19 protein-coding genes and 3 pseudogenes are annotated in these 25,531 nt (G+C 47.6%); 21 read left to right on the top strand and 1 reads right to left on the bottom strand.

Features of this window, described 5'->3' with window-relative positions; genetic code table 11:
* Nucleotides 1-17: 17 nt before the first annotated feature.
* From FGQ85_RS03630 to FGQ85_RS18725, 8 genes and pseudogenes are all read left to right on the top strand, one after another.
* A complete protein-coding gene (locus tag FGQ85_RS03630) occupies nt 18-551 on the top strand; it encodes a hypothetical protein (protein WP_087168921.1) in 534 nt (177 codons plus the stop codon).
* Nucleotides 548-2,545, top strand: coding sequence for an isopeptide-forming domain-containing fimbrial protein (locus FGQ85_RS03625; protein WP_138372681.1), 1,998 nt, complete (start codon nt 548-550; stop codon nt 2,543-2,545). Before FGQ85_RS03630 ends, FGQ85_RS03625 begins: the two co-directional genes overlap by 4 nt.
* A complete protein-coding gene (locus FGQ85_RS03620) occupies nt 2,542-3,666 on the top strand; it encodes a hypothetical protein (RefSeq protein ID WP_138372680.1) in 1,125 nt (374 codons plus the stop codon). Before FGQ85_RS03625 ends, FGQ85_RS03620 begins: the two co-directional genes overlap by 4 nt.
* The gene (locus FGQ85_RS03615; RefSeq protein ID WP_087251968.1) at nt 3,659-4,117 is read left to right on the top strand and encodes a signal peptidase I; all 459 of its coding nucleotides are present in this window, start codon (nt 3,659-3,661) and stop codon (nt 4,115-4,117) included. The genes FGQ85_RS03620 and FGQ85_RS03615 overlap by 8 nt, the downstream gene beginning before the upstream one ends.
* A gap of 128 nt (nt 4,118-4,245) precedes the next feature.
* The gene (locus FGQ85_RS03610; RefSeq protein ID WP_087251967.1) at nt 4,246-4,992 is read left to right on the top strand and encodes a copper homeostasis protein CutC; all 747 of its coding nucleotides are present in this window, start codon (nt 4,246-4,248) and stop codon (nt 4,990-4,992) included.
* 72 nt (nt 4,993-5,064) lie between these two features.
* A complete protein-coding gene (locus FGQ85_RS03605) occupies nt 5,065-7,593 on the top strand; it encodes a transglutaminase domain-containing protein (protein ID WP_138372679.1) in 2,529 nt (842 codons plus the stop codon).
* A gap of 10 nt (nt 7,594-7,603) precedes the next feature.
* Nucleotides 7,604-7,735 carry a hypothetical protein gene (locus FGQ85_RS19000; protein WP_275532814.1) on the top strand — a complete coding sequence of 44 codons (132 nt, stop codon included), beginning with the start codon at nt 7,604-7,606 and terminating at the stop codon, nt 7,733-7,735.
* Between the two features lie 386 nt (nt 7,736-8,121).
* Nucleotides 8,122-8,262 (top strand): annotated as a pseudogene (locus FGQ85_RS18725) (ATP-binding cassette domain-containing protein); the annotation flags it as partial.
* A gap of 317 nt (nt 8,263-8,579) precedes the next feature.
* On the opposite strand, the pseudogene FGQ85_RS18720 reads toward FGQ85_RS18725, so the two are convergent.
* Nucleotides 8,580-9,332 (bottom strand): annotated as a pseudogene (locus FGQ85_RS18720) (AAA family ATPase); the annotation flags it as partial.
* 98 nt (nt 9,333-9,430) lie between these two features.
* Here FGQ85_RS18720 and FGQ85_RS03590 point away from each other — a divergent pair.
* The 13 genes and pseudogenes from FGQ85_RS03590 (at nt 9,431) to FGQ85_RS03530 (ending at nt 25,531) form a co-directional block, all read left to right on the top strand.
* Nucleotides 9,431-9,964, top strand: a complete 534-nt coding sequence (locus FGQ85_RS03590) for an XRE family transcriptional regulator (RefSeq protein ID WP_087251964.1) — start codon at nt 9,431-9,433, stop codon at nt 9,962-9,964.
* 14 nt (nt 9,965-9,978) lie between these two features.
* A complete protein-coding gene (locus tag FGQ85_RS03585; protein ID WP_087251963.1) occupies nt 9,979-11,556 on the top strand; it encodes an ABC transporter ATP-binding protein in 1,578 nt (525 codons plus the stop codon).
* A complete protein-coding gene (locus FGQ85_RS03580) occupies nt 11,557-12,399 on the top strand; it encodes an ABC transporter permease (RefSeq protein WP_087168912.1) in 843 nt (280 codons plus the stop codon).
* The gene (locus FGQ85_RS03575) at nt 12,396-14,291 is read left to right on the top strand and encodes an extracellular solute-binding protein (protein ID WP_138372677.1); all 1,896 of its coding nucleotides are present in this window, start codon (nt 12,396-12,398) and stop codon (nt 14,289-14,291) included. The genes FGQ85_RS03580 and FGQ85_RS03575 overlap by 4 nt, the downstream gene beginning before the upstream one ends.
* 148 nt (nt 14,292-14,439) lie before the next feature.
* The gene (locus tag FGQ85_RS03570; protein ID WP_087168910.1) at nt 14,440-14,877 is read left to right on the top strand and encodes a MarR family transcriptional regulator; all 438 of its coding nucleotides are present in this window, start codon (nt 14,440-14,442) and stop codon (nt 14,875-14,877) included.
* Nucleotides 14,870-16,213, top strand: coding sequence for an MATE family efflux transporter (locus FGQ85_RS03565; RefSeq protein ID WP_138372676.1), 1,344 nt, complete (start codon nt 14,870-14,872; stop codon nt 16,211-16,213). The genes FGQ85_RS03570 and FGQ85_RS03565 overlap by 8 nt, the downstream gene beginning before the upstream one ends.
* Nucleotides 16,214-16,282: 69 nt before the next feature.
* A pseudogene (locus tag FGQ85_RS03560) lies at nt 16,283-16,510 on the top strand (sugar O-acetyltransferase); the annotation flags it as partial.
* A gap of 48 nt (nt 16,511-16,558) precedes the next feature.
* Complete coding sequence (miaB, locus tag FGQ85_RS03555; protein ID WP_087251958.1) at nt 16,559-18,001, top strand: tRNA (N6-isopentenyl adenosine(37)-C2)-methylthiotransferase MiaB; 1,443 nt, start codon at nt 16,559-16,561, stop codon at nt 17,999-18,001.
* A gap of 81 nt (nt 18,002-18,082) precedes the next feature.
* Complete coding sequence (locus tag FGQ85_RS03550) at nt 18,083-18,499, top strand: hypothetical protein (RefSeq protein WP_087168906.1); 417 nt, start codon at nt 18,083-18,085, stop codon at nt 18,497-18,499.
* Nucleotides 18,500-18,633: 134 nt separating this feature from the next.
* Nucleotides 18,634-21,285, top strand: coding sequence for a DNA mismatch repair protein MutS (gene mutS / locus FGQ85_RS03545; RefSeq protein ID WP_347563040.1), 2,652 nt, complete (start codon nt 18,634-18,636; stop codon nt 21,283-21,285).
* A gap of 9 nt (nt 21,286-21,294) precedes the next feature.
* Nucleotides 21,295-23,256 carry a DNA mismatch repair endonuclease MutL gene (mutL, locus tag FGQ85_RS03540; protein WP_138372674.1) on the top strand — a complete coding sequence of 654 codons (1,962 nt, stop codon included), beginning with the start codon at nt 21,295-21,297 and terminating at the stop codon, nt 23,254-23,256.
* A gap of 15 nt (nt 23,257-23,271) precedes the next feature.
* The gene (gene miaA / locus FGQ85_RS03535) at nt 23,272-24,240 is read left to right on the top strand and encodes a tRNA (adenosine(37)-N6)-dimethylallyltransferase MiaA (protein WP_118636042.1); all 969 of its coding nucleotides are present in this window, start codon (nt 23,272-23,274) and stop codon (nt 24,238-24,240) included.
* Between the two features lies 1 nt (nt 24,241).
* A complete protein-coding gene (locus FGQ85_RS03530) occupies nt 24,242-25,531 on the top strand; it encodes a methionine gamma-lyase family protein (RefSeq protein ID WP_138372733.1) in 1,290 nt (429 codons plus the stop codon).

Here is a 25,531-nt window from a genome sequence, read left to right as displayed (position 1 = left end):
CAGAAGGGGAGATTACAATGAGAAAAAGAAAACGAACTCCCTGTGGCCGGGCTCTGGCGGTTTTGGTGCTGACCGGAATAGTGGTACAGTTGATTCATATGCCGGAAGTGTCAGCTTATTTCGCGGACCGCAATGAAAAGAACAATGTACTTCAGGTCGGTGATAATACATCTACGATTGAAGAGAAATTCGATCCGCCGGATACGGTCACCCCGGATACAACTTACAACAAAACCGTTTCTGTCAGAAATCAGACCGACACGCCATGTTACGTCCGGGTTTTTGTAGAGAAAGATCAGTCGGAGATCCCGCTGTCCATTGCGTTTGACACGAAACACTGGACGGAAAAACAGGCGGACGGCTATTATTACTACCGGACAGTTCTGGAAGGAAAGAAAAAGACAGAACCGCTCTTTACCAGCGTAACAACCGGAAAGACTGAAGAGACATTTCGGATTCTGATTTATGAGGAGACAGTACAGGCGCAGGGATTTCAGACGCCCCAGGAAGCATTTGCTTCCATCCGGGGAGAACAGGAGAGTGGTGTATGAAAAAGAGCAGATGGAAAAAGGGACTGGTTCTGGCATTGTTGCTGGCCTGTACAGGAACAGTCAATGTAAGGAGTGCAGGTCATGTCAGTGCGCTGGAGGCGGCAGAACAGGCCGGTTCACCGATTACAGTGAAACAGTACGGGGAGGAGGAAGATTCCAGCTTTTCCTTCCGCCTGAAAAGGACTGAACATACAACCTGTACCTGGAAAGATACGAGTGGAATCGCCGATCCGCAGCTGATTCATCAGACAGGAAACGGAATTGAACGGTGGGGACAGATGGTGACCAGCGATGCCCAGAAGGGAAAGATTTCCTGCTATCTGACGAATATGGGAAGTTACAAAGGGAAAAATACGAATCTCAGGATCACCTTTACGGACTGGCCGTCTTACCGGACAGAGTCGGGGGAACGGTATTATCCGGTTCTCGGGGTCTCACTTTCTCTTACGACAGATTTTTACGGCCTGATCTTCAGCGATATCTGGTATGAGGCAAAGATGGAGATTCTGGATGATCAGGGACGTCCCCTTGCCGTCAATATGACTTACCGGGCGGATGATCTGGATTTCGGACAGATCTTCGGCGTGAAAAAAAGTGATGCCATATCCGGACTTGCGGTTCCGGAAGACAGCCGGGTATATTATATCGACCGGGATGGATTTTACTATTTTTATGCGGACAATATTGCTTCCAATGAATACGAAAAAGACAGTGTACAGGTACAGTACAAAAATGCTTCTGCATTTACCCTTCGTGTTGGCGGCGGTGTCGCATTTCCGGACAGCTTTACCTATAGCAGGTATGTGTCGGAAAAAGTAAAGAAAGATTACGAACGCTTTCGGGATCATCTGGTCGGAGAATCAAGTGTAGAAGAATCAACGAATGCGGGAGCAATACTTGGATGGATTGCAGGTTCCGCAAGAGGATATGGTCCGTTTACTCCGCCGGTTCCGGTAAAGAGCGTAGACCGGACAGAAGTCCATGGAGAGGACTCGTTTACATACCGGATTAATTTTAAAGTGCCGGAATGTCAGCCGGCTGACTACTATCAGAGTCTGGTTCTGACAGATCCGATGCCGGAGGCTTTGACGGTGGAGAAAGTCGTTGTATATGATGCGGACAATCAGCAGGATGTCAGCACAAAATTTCATATCCAGATAACAAAAGGGACATCGGATCAGGTGAAAGTATCTGCAAGAGATACGTCCTCCGCATGGATATATGGTCGAAGTTTTGAAATACGCATTCAGGTTCATAAGCGGCCGGAGTACATCTTCGGGAAATCCAATGTGGTATCCAACAAAGCCGGGCTGAGCGTAGATCAGAAAACACCGAAAGAAACGGAGCAGGTCCGGACATCCTTCTATTATCAAATCACAACGGAAGCGAAAAATGGTTCGATTACCGCTTCCAATCTGAAAGTTCCCGCGGGAGGAACGATGCAGATCACCTATTCTCCTCTGCCGGGATACTATCTGAAATCGGTTACCGTCGATCAGAAAGAAACCGACAAAAATCAACACATATCCAGTTATTCTTTCACAAAAGTCAATGCAGACCACCATATCCGGGTAGTATACGAAAAAAATCCCGCCCTTACAATCACAAAGGAAGTAAAAGGAAAATGGGATGAATTTGGAACTCCTGTCTTTTTATTCCAGATCACGGGAACAGATTATAACGGAATCAGCCGGACGTATTATGAGGCGCTGGAAATTCCGGAACAGTTTAAAGAAGACGGTGTTTACAGGAAGTCCTTTATCATGCAGATCCCTGCCGGGATCTGGACGGTCCGGGAAATTCCGGTTTCCAGATACCGGATGACAGGAATCAAAGAGGTGGAAAATGGAAGCATCGAGGGCAGTACAGCCAGGCTGGACACAAAGGATCACGATACGGCAAAGGCAACATTCTGCAACGAACTGGTGAATTATGGAGATTTCAGCCACAATGATCTTGAGATCAATGTATTTGGAAAGCAGGTGGGAAGGTGAAAAAAAGAAGGCAACTTGCAGTGATGGCTGCCATCTGGATGCTTGGCGGTATTCATGCGGCGGCAGCGGAACAAGAGGCTTCTGTGACAACGGATATCCAGTCCGGCGGGGTCAGCATCCGGATGAACCGGTACGGTGACGCTGAAAAAAAGCAGGAATGGGAAGATGTCGAAGACATTCTGCCGGGGCAGGAGATTCCCATGATTACAGAGATTGAGAACCTGGGGGAAGACTGTTTTATCCGTTACCGTATAAGGGCGGAAGCAGAAAGTAAGCGGGAAATACCTTCCGCTTCTTTTCGGGGCCTGCCGGATGACTGTGTGCAAAAGGGAGAGTATTTTTATGATACGAAAATTTTAGAACACGGTGAAAAGGAGGAGCTGTTTACTGCGTTTATGCTTCCGGAAACATGGGAGCAGGAAGAGGAGGATGAAATCCGTATTTATGTGACAGCCGATGCGATTCAAAGCCGAAATTTCACACCGGATTTTGAATCGGAAAATCCATGGGGAGATACGAGAGTCCAGAAAGTTTCGGAAGAGGAAAAAGAAAATCAGCTTCGTGTAGCGGTACCTCAAAAAGGGCTCTGTCGTGTTGTAGTGGAAGGGGACCGGATTATCACCGTACCGGACAGCTTCTTTTCGGAACTGGGAACGGTCGTTCCCGGAGATACGGTTCAGGGAGAAATTCAGATTGAAAACGGGTGTGAGCAGACAGAAGCGGTATACTGGAAACTGGATTCGGAGGAGCAAACCCTGTTAAATCCGGTGGAACTCAAAATCGAAAAGAGCAGCGGTGCAATTTTGTATCAGGGAACCATTCAGGAATACCAGACAGATCAGTTTGCCCTGCTTGGGCGTTATTCACCGGAGGAGAAAGACAGTCTGATGTTCACGCTTCATTTCCCGGAAGAGATGGATAATCTCTATCGGCTTCTGAATGGTCAGATGACATGGAGATTCCGGGCAGTTTCCGAGACACAGGAGGCAGACTTCCTGCAGGAGGAGCGGCGGGAAACCGTGAAAACCGGAGAAGAAAGCCATTTGTTTCTGCTGTTGCTGCTGATGGGATCAGCCTGTCTGGTTCTCCTCCTGATCAGAAAGAGGAGAGCTGATGAATAAGTGGTTCCGAAGGCTGGATACCATTCTGATTCTGTGTGCGGCATGCTATGTTCTTCTGTTCGCCTGCCCGACCACATTTGGAATCCTGCCTGTCCGGGTATTATCCGGCTCCATGGCACCTGAGATTCTGGAAGGGGATATGGCCTATATCCGACAATGTAAGGAGAATGCTGTCGTGCCTGGTGATGTGATTGCCTTTCGGACGGAGAATGATCAGCTGGTGCTGCACCGCCTGATTGAAAAGACATCCGAAGGGCTCGTTACAAAGGGAGATGCCAATGAACACGAGGATTTCAGCACGGCAGATCCCGCAAACGTAGTTGGAACACTTTTATTCTGTCTCCCTAAAGGAGCGGTCTGGTATGAAAAGATCACTTCGTGGAAAACACTTGGAATCCTGCTTTTTTACAGCGGAATCCGCATGATAACAATAGTTCACCAGAAATTTTGACGGCAGATTTTCGGTTCCTGCTGTTGTTCTCCTTCAAACTGCGGTATAATAACCGAAAAGTGTAAAATGAAATGATTGAAACAAAAATAGAATGATGTGCCTGATGGTCAGGAGAAAGAGGGAAGAATATGCAGGACTACATACTGGAAATCTGTGCAGACTCGGCAGAGTCTGCGATAGCGGCCGAAAAAGGCGGGGCCACAAGGCTGGAACTTTGCCAGAATCTGATTATCGGAGGGACAACGCCGGGCCCGAAACTCTTTGAGATAGTACGACACGCAGTGGAGATCCCGGTTCATGTGCTGATCCGACCAAGATTCGGTGACTTTTGTTACTCGGACTATGAGATGGAGCAAATAAAAGAGGAAATCAAAATGTTCCGGGAACTGGGAGCGGATGGAGTTGTCATCGGTGTGCTGAGCCCGGACGGAAGCATTGACCGGGAAAGGATGGAAAGACTTCTGGAAGAGCGGGGAGACATGTCGGTGACACTTCATCGGGCTTTTGATGTCTGCCGGGATCCGTTGAAATCACTTCAGACGGCAAAAGATCTTGGAATCCAGACGATTCTGACGTCCGGACAAAAGGACAGCTGCATGGAAGGAGCAGATCTTTTACGGGAACTTCAAAAAGAGAGTCGGGGTGAGATCCAGATTCAGGCAGGCGGAGGAGTGACACCGGAGAACCTGGAAGCACTTTTCTATCAGACCGGAATCCGGACATGGCATATGTCGGCGAAAACCGGAATTGAGAGCCGGATGGAATACCGGAATCCGGACGTTCATATGGGGATTGCGGATATCAGTGAATATAAGCTGTTCCAGACATCCGAAGAAAAGGTACGTCAGGCTATAGATATTCTAAAGCGGCTGTAGGCAAGAGTGTCTAAAACAGGAGAAAGAGAAAAGCAGATAAAAATCGAGCAGGAGACAAAGGAGAGAAAGCAGATGTTTTCAGAACAGAGCCGAAAGAAAATCGAGGAAGCATACCGTAAGGTCAAAGAGGATCTGGGGGATTTTATGGAACCGGTGGATCAGTATATACGGTCTCTTCCTGAAGCAGAAGCGGCTGCGATGCACTATCTTTACGCATCCATGCCGTACAGTGATATAGGGAATTATCCGGTGGAAACGTTTCTGGACTTTGCACGCCATGGAGTGTGGCTGTATAAACAGAATACGTATGTACGGGAACTTCCGGAAGAATTGTTTTTGCAGTATGTTCTTTACCACCGGGTTAATGAGGAAGAAATCCGTCCGTGCAGGAGTCTGTTCTATCAGGAACTGAAAGATCAGATAGAAGGTAAAGATGCAGAAAAGACAGCATTGGAAGTGAATTACTGGTGTGCGGGGGAAGTCTCCTATGAAGTGGGAGATGACCGGACTCTTTCGGCTCTTTCTGTCTGGCAAAGAGGATATGGACGATGCGGGGAAGAATCTGTCTTTACCGTCAATGCCCTTAGAAGTGCGGGGATTCCTGCCAGACAGGTGTATGCGCCGTACTGGTCCCATTGCGATGACAATCATGCCTGGGTAGAAGTGTGGATTGATGGAACGTGGCATTTTCTGGGAGCCTGTGAGCCGGAACCGCTTCTGGATCTGGGCTGGTTTGAATATGCGGCTTCCCGGGCGATGCTGGTTCATTCCAGACGTTTCGATGGCAGAATCGAATCTGCAGGACAGGAGGATGCGGACCGGAAAAGCGAAATGGAAGAAGTGATTGGAAAAGACGGAATGGTCGTGATGGAAAACGTGCTTTCCAGATACGCCGATGATGTGAAGAAGATAGAAGTGACAGTAGTAGATGAGAAAGGACGTCCGGCCGCAGGAATTTCTGTGTGGTTTGAAGTGTTTAATTATGCCGCATTTCGCCCAATCGCACAGTGCCGGACGGATGAGCATGGCAAAGTTTCTCTCAGCACAGGGGCGGGAAGCCTTCATTTGTTCGCAGCAGGACAGGGACGGTATGCGGACGAAATTCTGGATACACGAGAGAGCAGAAGCTGTACATTGACACTTGCAAAACGGCTGGATTGCTGTCCGGAGACAGAAGGATGGAGAGATCTGGACCTGATCCCGCCACACGACCGTGCGCCGTTAAGCAAAAGGCCGAGTCCGGAGCAGAAGGAAAAAGGAAAAGAGCGCCTTGCTTTACTGAGAAACAAACAGGAGAACAAGCGAAAAGAATGGGTCAATCCGGAGCGGGAAGCATTTCTGAGCTGTCTGGAAACAAAAACTTCGCAGGAGCGGAAGCTGGGAGAGCAGTTACTCGAGACATTGACTGCAAAAGATCAGACAGATATCCGGTGCACCGTCCTTCTGGATCATCTGGAAGGAGTTCTTCCATACTGGAATACAGTACCGGAGGATATTTTTGTGACAGCGCTTTTGAATCCGAGAGTGGATGATGAAGTACTGACGGAATACCGTGGATGGTTTCAGAGGGAAATCAGCACCGAAGAACAGGAGAGGTATCGAAAAGATCCCGGCAGACTTTGGGAAAAGATTCAGAAGGAAGTCCGGGAATGTCTGGAACAGGAGCGAAGTACCGTACTCACGACACCAACAGCCTGTTACCGGATGAGGTGCGGCAGTGGTCGCTCGAAACGGATTCTTTTTGTTGCCATGGCAAGGAGTTTTGGAATCCCGGCAAGGCTTTGTCCGGAGGACGGAACAGTTCAGTACTGGAAAGACGGAAGATTTTTGTCAGCTGATCCGGACCGGACAAAATCAGCAGTTCTCATACTACACGCGGAAAATCCAAAAATGTGGCGGTATGGTTTGAACTGGAGCATTACAAAATTAACGGAAGAGCAGGGTTTTCCTCTCCGGCTTACAGACACGGGATGGGATAATGGAAAGAGAGAAATCCATCTGGAGAATGGAATCTACCGGATTCTGACATCTGTTCGTCTGCCAAACGGAACGGTTCACGCCCGGGAGTGTCAGATACTGCTTTCTTCCGGCTGCAGAAAAGAGATTGCACTGCAGCTCCGGGAAGAAAAACTTTCCGAAATGCTGGAGTCCCTCTCGCTTCCGGAATTTCCGGTGAGGGATCTGAATGGACAGGAAATTTCCTCCGGAATTCTGACAGAAGAGGGAAGTCATGTGCTGATCTGGGCAGGGGAAGGAGAGGAGCCGACGGAACATATTTTCAATGAAATGCTGGAAGAGAAGGAACGGTTTACTCCATGGGCTTCCCGGATTCTTCTGTTTGTCCGGTCAAAGCAGGCATGGGAACATCCTCTATTTGCCAAAGTAATGGAGACGTTCCCACAGATCCAGGTGTATGAAGATGACTTTGAGGATCATGTTCCGGCAGTGGGAAGAAGACTGTATGTGGATCATGAAAAACTTCCAATTATCGCCGTGACAAAAGGCAGACTCAATGTGATTTATGGAACAAGCGGCTATCAGGTTGGCCTAGGAGATCTGCTGTTGCGGATTTTGGAAGAGGAGACATGCTATAACAGGTAGAGGAGAGATAATGAATCAGGAAGCACAGGAATATTACAATATTGCCGGATGGGGAAAAGATAAATTAAACTACCATAGAATTTCAAAGTTTCATACAAACAGACGAAGGCAGAGTGATACCGGATTTTATGCATGTCTATGATTTTTTGGAGAAAGATAGTATGGTACAGTATATAATAAAAATGAAGAAGAAACTATGATTAAGTCCCACATCTGTTTTCAGAATACAGTGGGTATTTTATAAATGTTTCAACGAAGCCGTATGACCGAAAGGTATAGCTTCTGAAGGCTCCCCAGTCTGTCTGGGGAGTTTTTCTTTTCATAGAGTTGGTATTTTATCTAAAGGGGTATATATTTACTTTTTTGTGTTGGATTACATGGAGAGGGGAATTATCAGCAAGTGGGCAAATGAGTTGGAAGTAAAGTGTTTGTTGCTACAGATTTTGGAAGAAGATAAAAGAGAAATTTCCGATGATCCTTGGTAAGGAAAAGGCCAAAGTCATGACAGAAGCTGCCCTGCGTTATACAAAACAGTTTCAGATTGAACATCTGCTCAAAAAGAATCCGTATGAGCTCTCCGGAGGAGAAAAGCAGAGAGTGGCAATTTGCCGGGCACTGATTAATAATCCAGACTTGGTACTGGCGGATGAGCCAACAGGGAATTCAGAAAGGAACTCGGAGAGCTTTTTACGGTCACTGTCCAAAATACTGCGGTACAGTTCGGATAAATCTTTCATTTTTATTTTTTCTTCAAACCAGAGCAGGACAGTATGTTTATAGATATGCCGGACTTCCATGTTTGGAATTGCAAGCTCCATATAGATTTCGCCGTTTTCCTGATACTGTTTTCTTTTCTTGAGATAACCTGTAAAAAAGAGAAAATTCCACAAATAATCCTGGGAGGTGTCGATGTCGGCATAAGTGATGTCTTCGTGGACTGGTTTGATAATTGTACCTCCTGCAATCAAGGATTCGATTGTGTTCCCGAAGCAGTAGCCATCGTACCACTTCCTGATATCTTCCCGGCGGTCTTCCAGCTGATAATCCCGAAGCATCTGGTCCACCTCTTCTTGAGTAAATCCAAAGTGTTCCGCATAGGACTGATCCATGATGGAAATCATTGACAAATTGTTTAAGCCGGTAAAGATAGATTCTTTACTGATCCTTAAGCAGCCGGTGACGACAGCGAATTCTAGAGTGTCGTTCGTTTTGAGTGCAGATTCAAAGACAGATCGGATCAACGAGAGCATTTCCGGATAAAATCCGTGAAAAAATGCATTCTCCAGAGGAACATCGCATTCATCAATCAGGATAATGCAGCGGGTCTGAGAGGAGGCATAGAGACAGTCTGACAGAAATCTTAGCGATGTCAGGTATTCCTCTGGCGCCGCTTTTTGCTTCACAAATCGATTGTATTTTTCCTGCTTGTCTCTGGAATCCAGAGAAGAGACAATCGAAGCATGACGGTCAAATTCCCTTGCAATCTCCTCGCGCAGACAGTAAAAAGCTGATTTAAAATCAGTCTGTTTTAATGATTTCAAAGAAAGTGTGATAACCGGATACTGTCCCATCTGGTCTGTATAAGGATGTCCGGCATCCCAAATTTTAGTACCTTCAAAGAGAGGGGCTGGATTCACATCAGACTTCAGCTCATGAAATATTCCTCCTAATTTTTGATATGATTTTATTTTACTACTTAGTAGAAAATGGTGCAAACAAAGGAAATGTGAAAAAATCATCAAAACCTGTTGCATTTTGTCAGCGAGGATGTATAATTAGATTCGGTTCGCATATTTTGAACAAAAAGTATAGTATTAGAAAACCGGAGGTGCGGTAAGTGGACATTGGAAAGAAACTGAAAGAACTGAGGCTCCAGAATGATCTGACGCTTGGAGATCTTGCGTCCCGCAGCGAGCTGACAAAGGGATTTCTCTCACAGGTGGAGCGTGGGCTGACGACGCCGAGTATTGCGACGCTTGAGGATATCCTGGAGGCGCTGGGAAGTAATCTGTCCGATTTCTTTCATGAAGAGGAAGAGAAACAGATCGTGTTTCCAGTACAGGATTTCTTTGTGGATGAGCAGGAAGATTATACGATTGAGTGGATTGTCCCTAACGCGCAGAAAAATGAGATGGAGCCGATCATTCTGACACTGCATCCGAGAAAAAAGAGTCATGTGCTCTCTGCTTATCAGGGCCAGGAGTTCGGTTATGTGCTGAAAGGAAGCGTAACCATCGTACAAGAGGGGAAAAAGTATAAGGTAAAGGCTCATGAGACGTTCTATATGGACGGGTCCAAGAGTCATTATCTGTACAATCACGGTACCGGCGATGCGAAGATCCTCTGGATCACAACGCCGCCGATGTTCTAGGAAGGAGAAATGAGATGGAAGAGAAAAAACTGATCGAGTTTCGCAATATTGTGAAAAATTTTGACGGCCAGATTGTCTTAAAAGGAATCAATCTGGATATTTATGAAAATGAATTTGTCACTCTTTTAGGCCCGAGCGGCTGTGGTAAGACAACACTTTTGCGTATTCTTGGGGGCTTTCTGGATGCGGACGAAGGTTCTGTGATCTTTGACGGGGAGGAAATCAGTAAAAAGCCTCCTTATGAGAGAGAGTTAAATACGGTTTTTCAGAAATATGCCTTGTTTCCGCATCTGAGTGTATATGAAAATATCGCTTTTGGACTGAAAATCAAGAAGATGAGTAAGGACGTCATCGACCAGAAGGTCATGAAGATGCTGAAGCTCATTGGACTTGAGGGATACGAAGATAAAAATACGACACTTCTTTCCGGCGGGCAGCAGCAGCGTGTTGCCATCGCAAGAGCGCTGGTGAATGAGCCGAAGGTGCTTCTGCTGGACGAGCCTCTGGCGGCGCTGGATTTGAAACTCCGCAAGGAGATGCAGTACGAGCTGAAACGGATTCAGCAGGAGGTCGGAATTACCTTCATCTTTGTTACCCATGACCAGGAAGAAGCGCTGACCATGTCTGATAAAATCGTGGTCATGAAAAACGGGGAAATTCAGCAGGTAGGATCTCCGGAGGACATCTACAATGAACCGGCAAACCGTTTTGTAGCGAATTTTATCGGGGAGAGCAATATTATCCCGGGAACCATGGTGGAAGATTACAAGGTGCGTTTTGATGACATTACCTTTGACTGCGTGGACTTTGGATTTAAAGAGAACGAACCGGTAGATGTGGTCATCCGTCCAGAGGATATTGATATTGTGGATGTCAAAGACGGAAAGATGACAGGAGAAGTATTAAGTGTCCTGTTCAAAGGTGTCCATTATGAGATCATGGTGGAGACAGTTCCGGGAACAAGCGTCACCGTCAATATGCGTGTGATCCGGAATCAGGATGTAAAGAGTGAGGACGGCAAAGAGATGATCAGCGCCAATGATTTCTACGTGGATATCGACGACGTGGAAGAACTGGACGACAAGGAGATCATCGCCCTTTCCAATGCCCAGGCGTGGGATCCGGCGGCAGATGAACTGATTTCTATCGCCAAGGTAGAGTACAGTCTGGAAAAAGAAGAAGGAAAATATCCGGTTACTTTCTCCACATCCAACGGAACAAGTATTGAGAGAAATATCTATGTAGTGGATCAGCCGTTTGTTAAGAATGAAAAGGCAAATGAAGGTGTCATGGCATTCAACTTCTTTAAAACAGTGGACGAGATCACAGAGTCACAGGCTCTTGATACAGATCTGAAGACCTGGGCCGGAGCACAGGGCTGGAAGCTCAGTAATGAAGATGAATCCGTAGATCTCAGCGTTGACTACGATTTTGAGCCGGAGGATGTCAAAGAGGGCGTATACCAGATCACCTTCTCCACGACAGGCCGGGAATTCAAAATCCATACAACGGATTATACCGAAGAGGGACAGGAGGTAGGGCTTACCTTTTTCCCGGAGGATATCCACGTTATGTCCAAGGAGGTATTCTAAATGAAACGATTTTCAAAGCTGGCAGTCCCGTATATTATCTGGGCTGCGTTGATGCTGGTACTTCCTATGGCGCTGATTGCCATGTATTCGGTTATGGAGCCGGGAAATAGTATTATTTCCTTCTCCCTGACACTGGATCATTACATCAAGTTCTTTACAGACCCGGATTTCCTTCTGATTTTGTGGAGATCTTTGTTGATTGCAATTAAGACAACAATTATCTGTCTGATCCTTGGTTACCCGGCAGCGTACTTTATTGCCAGGAGCAGTGAAAAAGTACAGAATATTCTGATTCTCTGTATCACGATTCCGATGTGGATCAACATGCTGGTAAGAACCTATGCATGGATCGGCCTTCTCAGTGAGGGTGGAATCATTCAGCGGATCCTTGGAATTTTCGGGCTGGGAGATGTCGAGCTTTTGTATACAGAAGGATCAGTACTCCTTGGTATGGTGTACAACTTCCTTCCATTTATGATTCTGCAGATTCAGACGTCTTTAAGCAAGATGGATCATTCCCTTTTGGAGGCAAGCGCGGATCTTGGAGCAAGTCCGGCGCAGACTTTCCGGAGGGTAACACTTCCACTGTCTCTTCCGGGAGTTATTAATGGAATTACACTGGTATTCCTGCCGGCAGTCAGCTCCTTCTTTATCCCGAAACTTTTGGGAGGCGGACAGTATTTCCTCATCGGAAATATGATTGAAAACCAGTTTATTACAGTTGGAGAGTGGAACTTCGGAAGTGCCATCTCCATGATTATGGCAGTGATCATGATGCTCCTGATGATGCTCGTGCGTAAAATTGAAACAAGAAATCAGGGCGGAAAGGGGGCAAAAGCATGAAAAAGAAGAAACGTACTTTAGGGAAGGCTTTGATGATTCTGATGATCGCATTTTTCTATTTGCCGATCCTCTATATGATCATCTTTTCCTTCAATGACGGAAAATCGCTGACCAGCTTTACCGGATTTTCCCTTCGCTGGTATCAGCACATGCTGGAGTCCCAGGACATGATGACCGCGCTCTATACCACCTTTAGTATCGCGATTCTTGCGACGATTGTGGCAACTGTCGTAGGTACGGTGGCGGCAATCGGATTGTCCAGTTCCAGAAAGGTAATCCGCAATATCATGGAACAGGTAAACAACCTTCCGATGATGAATCCGGAGATCGTGACAGCCATCGGTTTCATGCTTCTGTTCATCACCTTCAAGGTGGAAAAAGGGTATGTTACCATGCTTCTGGCACATATTGCCTTTTGTATTCCTTATGTCATGCTTTCTGTCATGCCGAAGATCCGGTCTCTGGATCCGAACCTGGCGGATGCGGCCATGGATCTGGGGGCAACTCCGTTCAAGGCACTGACAAAAGTTATTGTGCCGCAGATTACACCGGGAATTGTCTCCGGTGCGCTGATTGCATTTACCATGTCAGTGGATGACTTTATTATTTCCTACTTTGTCACAGGAAGCGGCGTGAAGAACTTAAGTATCGTGGTATACACAATGAGTAAGCGTGTCAACCCGAGTATCAATGCAGTATCTACCCTTGTGGTAGTCATCATCACCATCGTGCTCCTTGTGATCAATCTGGCTCCGGTTATAGCGGCGAAGAGAGTGAAAAAGGGCGGTGCCGTGAAACGGAAAAGATGGGTACCGGCTGTTGCGGTATGCTGTGTTCTTGCGGTTGCTGTTGTCGCTCTGCAAAGAGGAGGCATCACAGGCAAGGATCGTCCTTTCGAAGGACAGACACTCCATATTTACAACTGGGGTGAGTACACCGGGGAAAATATTATCGGTGATTTCGAAGAAGAGACAGGTGCTACAGTCGTGATGGAAAACTTCGATTCCAATGAGCAGATGTACATTAAGGTGGCAAACGGAGAAGCCTACGACATTCTCGTCCCGAGTGATTATATGATTCAGCGTCTGATTGAGGAAGATTATCTGCAGAAACTGGATAAATCAAAACTGGACTGCTTTGACAAGCTGTCTGATGCGGTACTTGGTCTCCCGTACGATCCGAACAATGACTATTCCGTTCCGTACTTCTGGGGTACCGTGGGAATTGTGTATGACAAGACGAAGGTAGACATCGAAGATCTGGAGAGAGAAGGATACAATATTTTCCTCGATCAGAAGTATAAAGGAGACGTCTATCTGTACGATTCCGAGCGAGATTCCTTTATGATGGCATTAAAAGCACTTGGATATTCCATGAATACCGAGAACGAGGCAGAGTTAAATGAAGCATACGAATGGCTCGTACAATGTGTGGAAACGATGGATACGGAAATCGTAACAGATGAGATCATTGACAACATGGCTCAGGGAAGAAAAGCGCTCGGACTGATCTATTCCGGTGACGCAAGTTATGTCATGGCCGAAAATGAAGACATGGGCTACTTCATGCCGGAGACCGGAACCAACCTCTGGTCTGATGCCATGGTGATTCCGAAAAACGCCAAGAATCCGGATCTTGCTCATGCATTTATCAATTATGCAAGCGATTATGACGGCGCATATGATAACTCCAGCTATGTAGGATATACCTCGGCCAACCAGGAGGTTATGGATGACCTTTCCGGGGAAGGCGGAGACTATGAAGGAATCAATGCCTACATCCCGCGGACGGGCAATGAAAACGATGAAGTGTTTGAGTACAATGCGGATACGAAAAAGATTATCAGTGATCTCTGGAGCCGCGTCAAGATTGCGGCAAGTAACGCAGGCTAAAAGAGAATAAAAATGGGGAAGACTTTCTTCTGCAGAAAAGCGGGAGCAGGTCTTCTTTTTTGTGTGCAGAAAATAAAAATTGACATTTCTTAGGAAACGAACTAAAATACTTAGGAACCGAAACAATTACAGAGGAGTGTGAACCTGCATGGAAACAGGAAAAATGATAAACCGGATTTCCAACCGGCTCCGGAGACGTTCCAGAAAGGTGCAGGAGACCCTGGGTATTACCGGAGCAAAAGGGAATGTGCTGGATTATATTCTGGTGGAAAGTGAAAAACACAACGTGTATCAGAAAGAGATTGAAAAGGAATTTGACCTTCGTCCTTCTACAGCGACAGAAGTATTAAAGCATCTGGAGGAGGAAGAACTGATTGTCCGTGTACCGGACGAAGAGGACGGACGGCTGAAAAAAATTGTCTTTACGGAAAAAGCAAAGGCGATCCGAAGTGCCCTCCGGTCGGAAATCAAGCAGTCGGAAGAAGTTCTGCTGCGTGGCATTTCCAGAGAAGAGCAGGCTGTATTTATGAAGATTACGGCTAAAATGCTGGAAAATCTGGAAGAGGAGGAGAAGAGAAATGAATGAGAATGAACTGATGGGACAGATGAAAATCTCAAAGGCCGTGGCAAAGATGGCTGTTCCCAGTGTTATCAGCAGTCTTGTGACAGTCGTCTACAACATGGCGGATACCTTTTTCGTGGGACAGACCGGGGATCCGCTTCAGGTGGCGGCTGTTAGCCTGACCAATCCGATTTTTATTCTGATGATGGCGTTTGCCAACATGTTCGGGATGGGAGGAAGCGCAGTCCTTTCCATGGCCCTCGGTGCGAAAAATGAGAAACGGGCAAGGCAGACTTCGTCCTTTGTCACCTATGCCTCTCTGATTGTTGGAATACTGTTTGCACTGATTCTGATCGTCTTTATGGATCCGATTCTGGCAGTGTTTGGCGCCAATGCAGAGACATATGAGTTCGCAAAAGGGTATACCTTCCACATTTCCTATGGTGCGCCGTTCATCATCTGGTCAGCGGCTGCCAGCTTTATTGTCCGGGCGGAAGGATCCAGTAAGGAGGCGATGATCGGAAGCATGATCGGAACGGTCGCTAATATTATTCTGGATCCGATCTTTATTTCCGTACTCAATCAGGGAACAGCCGGCGCGGCAATCGCAACGACCATTGGAAATATCCTGGCAAGTGGTTATTATCTCTGGTATTTCCTGAAGAAAAGCAAAGTGCTTTCGCTGAAATGGAGTGACTTTACCGTCCGGGAGTCAATCCTGACGAAGGTCTGCGGTTCCGGTCTCCCGACGGCAATTTTCTCTGCTCTCATGAGTGTTTCCACCATTGTGCTCAACCAGCTTCTGGTGGTCTATGGCAATGACCCGGTGGCGGCCATCGGAATTGTATTCAAGGCCAATATGTTTATCACCTTTTTGCAGATGGGAATTGCAAATGGAGTGCAGCCACTGCTTGGTTACAATTACGGCGCCGGAAATATGAAGCGGTTCCGCGGTGTGGAATCCTACACAAAGAAATGCTGTCTTGTGGCAGGAATTGCGGCAACGGCATTGTATTTCCTGTTCCGGGAACAGATCATCCGTCTCTTTATCAGCGACAATGAGGTCGTTTTCTACGGTGTGGATATGCTTGTTGCTTATATGCTCTCCGGACCCGTGATCGGATTTCTCTTCGTGAATATGAACTGTATGCAGTCCGTAGGAAGGGCGCTCCCGGCCACGATTCTTTCAGTGCTTCGACAGGGAATTCTCCTGATCCCGTTATTATATCTGCTCCGGGCGCTGTTTGGGCTGAACGGCGTGATTCTCGGACAGTCCGTGACAGACTATATCGCGGTCATTTTGTCCTTCTTCCTGTGGAGGAAAATCCGGAAATTACTGGAAAAACAGGCGGCACATTAAGGCCGTCTGTCTCTCCGGTTCTCATCCCGCCCTCAGGAAGTCAGCTCTTTTTTCTCATCTTATATTCCAGGGGCAAATGTCTGGATCGCTTCCAATGTGACGATTCTGCCGGGTGTGACAATTGGAGATCATTCCATTATCGGAGCCGGTTCTGTCGTGACAAAAGACATTCCGCCCAATGTCATTGCCTTTGGCCATCCGGCGGAAGTGCACCGGGAAATCACAGAGGAAGATGAGATTTTTTACGATCACGGGAAACGGATCTCGGAGCATATTGTACTTGACATTCATGGATAATTTCGTTAGTCTTTTCCTTATAATACTATTGAGGAAAGAGAGCGCTATATGATGCAGACAAATGAAAATGCAATTGAACATATACCGGTAACAGAACCGGAACGGCAGTATTACTTTATTGAAAAGTGCAAAGACTATGTCAGGAAGATTTCAGAGGAGCTGGGACGTCCGCTGACAGCGGCGGTCATCACATTTGGCTGTCAGATGAATGCCAGAGACTCCGAAAAGCTGACCGGAATTCTTGAGAAGATCGGTTACACGATGATTGATCAGGAGGAAAAGGCGGATTTCGTTATCTACAATACCTGTACGGTCAGAGAAAATGCGAATCAGAGAGTCTATGGAAGACTTGGCCAGCTGAATCGTGTAAAAAGGAAAAATCCACACATGCTGATCGGACTCTGCGGCTGTATGATGCAGGAGCCGCATGTGGTGGAAAAGCTGAAAAAGAGCTACCGATTTGTAGATCTGATTTTCGGAACCCACAATATTTATAAATTTGCGGAAGTGCTTGCCACCCGGTTTGAATCCGAACGGATGGTCATTGATATCTGGAAGGATACGGACCGGATCGTGGAGGATCTTCCGAGCGAGCGGAAATATTCGTTTAAATCAGGAGTCAATATCATGTTTGGCTGCAATAACTTCTGCAGCTACTGTATTGTGCCGTATGTCAGAGGACGGGAACGGAGCCGGAATCCGCGGGATATCATCCGGGAAATCGAAAATCTGGCAGCGGACGGCGTGAAAGAAGTCATGCTTCTGGGACAGAATGTCAATTCTTATGGAAAGACGCTGGAGGAACCGATGACGTTTGCGGAGCTTTTACGGGAAGTGGAAAAGATCGACGGCCTGGAACGAATCCGCTTTATGACGTCCCATCCGAAGGATCTGTCCGATGAACTCATTGAAGTCATGCGGACTTCCAAAAAGATCTGCCATCATCTGCATCTTCCGGTACAGTCCGGAAGCACGGAGATTTTAAAAAAGATGAACCGCAGATATACAAAGGAACAGTATCTGGAGCTTGTACACAAAATCCGGGAAGCAGTGCCGGACATCTCCCTTACAACCGACATTATTGTAGGATTTCCGCAGGAGACAGAAGAAGATTTTGAGGAGACGCTGGATGTGGTGAGAAAGGTACGCTACGACAGTGCGTTTACCTTTATCTATTCCAAACGGACCGGAACACCGGCAGCAGTTATGGAAGGGCAGGTGCCGGAGGATGTGGTGAAAGACCGCTTTGACCGCCTGTTAAAAGAAGTTCAGACGATCGCTTCCGAAGAGTGTGCAAAGCATGAAGGAACCATTCAGACCGCACTGGTAGAGCAGGTCAACGAACACGATCCATCTCTTGTGACAGGAAGACTTGGCAACAACCTGCTTGTTCATTTTCCGGGAACAAAAGAGCAGATCGGAAAACTCATCGATGTGAAGCTTCTGGAGTGTAAAGGATTTTATTACATTGGAGAAGCAGTGGAAAAATAATCCGCCAGCCTGACAGATGTATAATGCCGGAAATAACGCCCACACTATGTATGGAAATGTACAAAAGTGAGGGCGTTTTTTATGAAAAAATTAAGTGAATACTTATTTCTGTGGGCAGTCGGAGGCTGCCTTTATTATACATTTGAAATTGTTTTCCGGGGATTTTCCCACTGGACCATGTTCGTACTTGGCGGCCTGTGTCTTGTATTCTGCACGGCCCAGGGTCGGGCGGGAAGATGGAGGGATCCGCTGGGAATCCAGATTTTACGGTGCATGATCTTTGTGACTTCCTGCGAATTTATTACAGGAATCATTGTCAACAAATGGCTGAATCTCGGCATCTGGGACTACAGCAACGTACCGTTTCAGCTATTTGGCCAGATCTGCCTGCCCTTTATGGCGCTGTTTGGTCTTCTATGTACAATCGGAATCTATCTGGGCGGCTATCTGCTGCATGTGCTTTACGGGGAAGAAAAGCCGAAAATCCCCATTTGGTAACAAAAACGAAATTTTACTTTTGCTGCCCGGAAAATGGTGATATAATGTAATATCAGGGCAAAGTTCCCTGAACACGAAAACAGGAAGTAAAAAAGATAAAATAGAACAAGCAGCAAAAGAAAAGGAGAACAAAAGTGGCAGAATTAACACCAATGATGCAGCAATATATGGAAACGAAAAAAGAATATAAGGACTGCATTTTATTTTATCGTCTTGGGGATTTTTATGAAATGTTTTTTGACGACGCACTGACGGCGTCCAAAGAGCTGGAAATTACTCTGACCGGGAAGAACTGCGGCCTGGAAGAGCGCGCGCCGATGTGCGGGGTGCCGTATCATGCAGTAGACAGTTACCTGTCCCGGCTGGTGGAGAAGGGATATAAGGTTGCCATCTGTGAGCAGGTGGAGGATCCGAAGCAGGCGAAAGGGATCGTGAAAAGAGAGGTTATCCGGATCGTCACTCCGGGAACCAACATCGATTCCATGACAAGGGATGAGACGAAGAATAATTATATCATGTCCATTGTCTATGACGCGGGAAGATACGGAATCTCTATTGCGGACGTTTCCACCGGAGATTATTTTGTGACAGAAACAGACAGCGAGAGCAAGCTGTTTGATGAGATTTATAAATTTTCACCATCCGAGATTATCTGCAACGAGGCGCTTTATGTAAGCGGGATTCAGCTGGAAGATCTGAAAAACCGGATGCATGTTGCCATTTCCTCTCTGGATGCATGGTATTTTGACGAGGAACTTTGTAAAAAAGCATTGAAAGAACATTTTCAGGTGGCATCTCTGGAGAGTCTTGGAATCGCCGATTATGACTGCGGCGTGACCGCTTCCGGAGCGCTTCTTCAGTATTTGATTGAGACACAGAAGACGTCCCTTGCCCACCTGACGAAGCTGACCACGTATTCCACAGGAAAATATATGGTGCTGGACAGTTCCACAAGGAGAAATCTGGAACTCTGCGAGACTCTGCGGGAGAAGCAGAAACGGGGCTCCCTTCTCTGGGTGCTGGATAAGACAAAAACAGCCATGGGAGCCAGACTCCTGCGGAAATATGTGGAGCAGCCGCTGATTGATAAAGAGGAGATTACGAAGCGTCTGGATGCGGTGGAGGAGCTTTTAAAGGAGGCAATTTCCAGGGAAGAGATCCGGGAATATCTGTCCTCGGTCTACGACCTGGAGCGTCTGGTAGGACGGATTTCCTATCAGTCAGCCAATCCAAGAGATCTGACAGCCTTCAAGGCATCCCTCTCCATGCTGCCGCATATCCGGACGATTCTGGGAGACATGAAGAGTCCGCTGCTTCAGAAACTGTATGACGATATTGATCCGCTGGAGGATCTGTGCAGTCTGGTGGAAAATGCAATCATTGACGATCCGCCGATGGCAATGAAGGAAGGCGGAATCATACGGGACGGTTACCATGAAGAGGTAGACCGCCTTAGAAAAGCAAAGACGGACGGAAAGACCTGGCTTGCCGAGCTGGAGCAGAAAGAACGGGAAAAGACCGGTATCAAAAATTTAAGAATCAAGTATAACAAGGTGTTCGGATACTATCTGGAAGTAACAAATTCTTTCAAAAATATGGTGCCGGATTATTATACAAGAAAACAGACACTGACCAATGCGGAGCGTTACATTATTCCGGAGCTCAAGGAACTGGAAGATCTGATCCTTGGAGCAGAAGATAAGCTGTATGCGCTGGAATATGAGCTTTACTGTGATGTACGAAACCGGATTGCGGATGAGATTGTACGGATTCAGACGACTGCGAGGGCGGTTGCGGCGGTTGATGCATTTGCTTCGCTTGCACTTGTGGCGGAGCGGAATCATTATGCGCGTCCGAAAATCAATGAAAAGGGAACCATCGATATCAAGGATGGAAGACATCCGGTCGTGGAGAAGATGATCCCGAATCATATGTTTATTGCAAATGATACATACCTGGATGACAAGAAGAACCGGGTGGCCATCATTACAGGGCCGAATATGGCCGGGAAGTCCACGTATATGAGACAGACCGCACTGATTGTACTGATGGCGCAGATCGGCTCCTTTGTTCCGGCTTCCCAGGCCAATATCGGGCTGGTGGACCGGATCTTTACGAGGGTCGGGGCATCCGATGACCTGGCATCCGGCCAGAGTACCTTTATGGTGGAGATGACCGAGGTTGCGAATATTCTTCGTAATGCCACGAGCAAAAGTCTTCTGATTCTTGACGAGATCGGAAGGGGAACGAGTACCTTTGACGGTCTCTCGATTGCCTGGGCGGTGGTGGAGCATATCAGCAATGCCAGACTGCTGGGGGCAAAGACGCTCTTTGCGACTCATTATCATGAGCTTACCGAGCTGGAAGGAAAGATCGACAGCGTCAACAATTACTGTATTGCAGTCAAGGAAAAAGGCGATGACATCGTATTTCTGCGTAAAATTGTAAAAGGCGGGGCGGACAGAAGCTATGGAATTCAGGTGGCAAAGCTTGCAGGCGTGCCGGAGACTGTCATCACCCGTGCAAAGGAGATTTCCGAGGAGCTTTCCGATGCGGATATTACGACGCGGGTACGCGAAATGAGCGTGCAGGGACAGGAGACGAAGGCAAAAGAAAAGCCGAAGAAAATGGATGTCGTGGACATGGCTCAGATGTCTCTGTTTGACACGGTATCGGACAATGATGTGATTGAAGAGATCAAGGGAATGGATATCAGCCGTATGACACCGATGGATGCGATGAATACTCTGTATCAGCTTCAGAACAAGCTGAACAACCGGTGGTAAGGAGGAACGATGGGAAAGATTCAGGTTTTAGATCAGGTTACAATCGATAAGATCGCCGCCGGAGAGGTGGTAGAACGCCCGGCCTCCGTAGTCAAGGAGCTGGTGGAGAATGCGATCGATGCCAGGGCAACCGCTGTGGAGGTGGAAATCGAGGACGGCGGAATTTCGCTGATCCGGATTGCGGACAACGGGACCGGGATGGAGCCGGACGATGTGCGGAATGCCTTTTTGCGCCATTCTACAAGTAAGATCCGCCAGGTAGATGATCTGATGCATATTTCCTCTCTGGGATTCCGCGGCGAGGCACTATCCAGTATTGCGGCAGTTTCCCGGATCGAGATGATTACAAAGGGGCGGGATCATGTTCTTGGAACCTCGTATCAGATTTCCGGTGGAAAAGAGATTTCCATGGAAGAGACCGGAGCGAAGGACGGAACAACCTTTCTTGTGCGCCAGCTGTTTTACAACGTGCCTGCCAGAAGAAAGTTCCTGAAAACCCCGATGACGGAAGCCAGTCATGTCAGCGATCTGATGACCCGGCTTGCCCTGTCCAGGCCGGATATTTCCTTTCAGTTTGTCAACAACGGGCAGGAGCGGATGCATACGTCGGGGAATGGCCGCTTAAAGGATGTGATATACCATATTTATGGACGGGAAATCACGGCCAATCTGATTGAGATCTCTGTGGAAAATGAAGAGATCCGGCTTTCCGGATTTATCGGAAATCCGACCGTGACACGGGGAAACCGGAATTTTGAGACATTTTTTGTGAACGGACGATATATCAAGAGCGGGATTCTTTCAAAAGCAGTGGAAGATGCGTATAAAGATTTTACGATGCAGCATAAATATCCGTTTGTGGTACTGCATCTTGAAATTCTGGGAGAGGAGATAGACGTCAATGTTCACCCGACCAAGATGGAGCTGCGGTTCGGGCATCAGCAGGAAGTGTACCGCTTCCTGTATGAGGCAGTATCAAAGGCGCTGCACGGAAGAGATCTGATTCCAAGAGTCGAGGCGCCGGAAGCGCCGAAGGCTCCTGTGCCGGAACAAAAGAAAGAAATACCGGCAGCCGCAGAACCGCCTGTCAGACCGGAGGAAAAACCGGAAGCAAAGAAACCGGTTCCGGAGCCGGAAAAGAGGGATTTAAACTACTTTATGGAACGGATGAAGGAGCGGGTGACCGCCTATCATAATCAGTATGCATCGGCAGAGGTAAAAGACCGGAGCGATATTCACAAACCGGCCGTAGACAGCGGACGCATCCGGGAGGCGGTATCTTACCGAGCCAGAACAGAAGGGAAAAAAGACGAAATCAAGAACCAGAAGCCGGAACAGACGGCGGAGCAGCTTACGCTTTTTGATGAAAAGCTGCTGGATGAGGCATCTGTACCGGACTATCAGATCATCGGACAGGTCTTTGATACTTACTGGATTGTCCAGCTTCATGACAGCATGTACATTATCGACCAGCATGCGGCCCATGAGCGGGTGCTGTACGAGCGGACATTAAAGGGAATGAAGACGAGGGAATATACGTCTCAGTACATCAGTCCTCCGATTATTCTGGATCTGTCCATGCAGGAGGCGGAGCTCTTTCGCAGGTACATGGATCGGTTTACCAGAATCGGGTTTGAGATCGAGCCTTTTGGGGGAGATTCCTTTGCAGTGCGCGCAGTGCCGGACAATCTGTTCAGTGTGGCAAAAAAGGAACTTCTTATGGAGATGATCGACAGTCTTTCCGATGAGGTCAGTACGAACATGACGCCTGAGATTCTGGATGAAAAGATTGCATCCATGTCCTGTAAGGCGGCAGTAAAAGGAAATTCCAGACTGTCAAGAGCGGAAGTGGAGGAACTTCTAAAGGAGCTTTTGAAGCTTGACAATCCATATCACTGCCCGCACGGGCGTCCGACGATTATTGCCATGACAAAGCGGGAACTGGAAAAGAAATTTAAACGAATCATATAGATAGGGTGAATAAAAATGAAACGACCACTGGTCATACTGACAGGTCCGACGGCGGTAGGGAAGACAGCCCTTTCCATCGGGCTTGCAAAGAAAATCGGCGGAGCGGTCATCTCGGCGGATTCCATGCAGGTATACCGGTATATGGACATCGGTTCGGCCAAGATCCGCGCGGAAGAAATGGACGGTGTGCCGCATTATCTCATTGATGTGCTGGAACCGACAGAAGAATTTCATGTTGTGAAATTTCAGGAGCTTGCCAGACAGGCGATGGAGGAAATCTATGAGAAGGGCATGATTCCGATTGTGACAGGGGGAACCGGATTTTATATCCAGGCACTTCTGTATGATATTGATTTTACGGAAAGCAGCGAGGACACCGGTTACCGGAAAGAGCTGGCAGATTTTGCAGACCGGTACGGCGAGGAAGCGCTCCATGCAAAGCTGCGGGAAGTGGACGAACGGGCGGCTGAAGAGATCCATCCGAATAACCGGAAACGGGTAATTCGTGCGCTGGAGTTCTATCATCTGACCGGACAGAAAATCTCCGAACACAATGAGACGGAGCGGCAGAAGGAGTCACCGTATCAGTTTGCGTATTTCGTCCTGAACGATGAGCGGGAGAGGCTTTACGGGCGGATTGACCGGAGAGTGGACCAGATGCTGGAGGAGGGCCTGGTCGACGAAGTCCGGAAACTGAAGGATATGGGCTGCACAAGGGACATGGTGTCCATGAAAGGGCTCGGATATAAAGAGATTCTGGCTTATCTGGAAGGAGAGATCCCTTTTGAGGAGGCTGTCCGGATTTTGAAGCGGGATACGAGACACTTTGCGAAGCGTCAGATTACCTGGTTTAAGCGGGAAAGAGATGTGATCTGGGTCCCGAAGCAGGAATTTGATTACGATGAAATGAAAATACTGGAATTTTTACTGGAAAATCTAAGGAAAAGAGGAATAATACAAAATGGATCAGATGACAGGTCATAAGATGGATGAGTTCATAAAGGCAAAGTACGAGGAGGCAGGCATCTCGCGGAAGGTCTATGAGTTTGGGGCAAAGATTGAGGACTCCTTAAAGGAGCGTTTTGCAGCCATTGACCGGATCGCAGAATACAATCAGTTGAAAGTTGTCCATGCGATGCAGAAAGCCAGAGTGAATTCCGAGTGCTTTCAGTATGTATCCGGCTATGGCTACAATGACTTTGGAAGAGATACGCTGGAGCAGGTGTATGCGAACATTTTTCACACGGAAGATGCTCTCGTACGCCCGCAGATTACCTGCGGCACCCATGCCCTTGCCCTTGCGCTGGCTGCCAATCTTAGACCGGGAGATGAGATGATTTCCGTGGCAGGAAAACCATACGACACGCTGGAAGAAGTCATTGGAATCCGGGAGTCCAAAGGATCTTTGAAAGAATACGGCATCAGCTACCGCCAGGTAGATCTTCTTCCGGATGGAAGCTTTGATTTTGAAAAGATTGCAAAAACGGTACGTCCGGATACCAAGCTTGTCACGATCCAGCGTTCCAAGGGATATCAGACGAGACCGAGCTTCTCGGTTGACCAGATCGGAGAGGCGATCCGCTTTATCAAAGAGCGGTTCCCGTATGTGATCTGTATGGTGGACAACTGTTACGGCGAGTTTGTGGAGCTGCAGGAGCCAAGCGATGTGGGGGCAGACATGGTAGTCGGCTCTCTGATCAAAAATCCGGGAGGCGGACTTGCGCCGATCGGAGGCTATATCGCAGGAAGAAAAGATCTGATCGAGAACTGTGCATACCGTCTGACTTCGCCGGGACTTGGAAAAGAAGTAGGTGCGTCCCTTGGAGTTATGAAGGACTTTTATCAAGGGCTGTTTCTGGCGCCGACTGTGGTCAAAGGAGCAGTGAAAGGAGCAATCTTTGCGGCCGGAATCTATGAGGAACTTGGTTTCCACGTCATCCCGTCCAAAGATGAAGAACGGCACGACATCATTCAGGCGGTAGAATTCGGAACTGCGGAAGGTGTGATCCGTTTCTGCCAGGGAATTCAGGCGGCTGCTCCGGTGGACAGCTATGTGACGCCGGAACCATGGGCAATGCCGGGCTATGACAGCGATGTCATTATGGCAGCAGGAGCATTTGTTCAGGGATCTTCCATCGAACTCTCAGCAGATGCGCCGATCAAACCGCCGTATGCGGTGTATTTCCAGGGGGGACTGACCTGGGAACACGCCAAATTCGGAATTCTGATGAGCCTTCAGAAATTAGTGGAAGCTGGTGTGGTAACGATTCAGTAA

The organism is Pseudoflavonifractor sp. BSD2780061688st1 E11, assembly GCF_005844125.1.
In the GTDB taxonomy this organism is placed as follows: Bacteria; Bacillota; Clostridia; order Lachnospirales; family Lachnospiraceae; genus Sellimonas; species Sellimonas catena.
The sequence above is the reverse complement of the archived record's forward strand: the minus strand, read 5'-3'. Positions and strand labels throughout refer to the sequence as shown.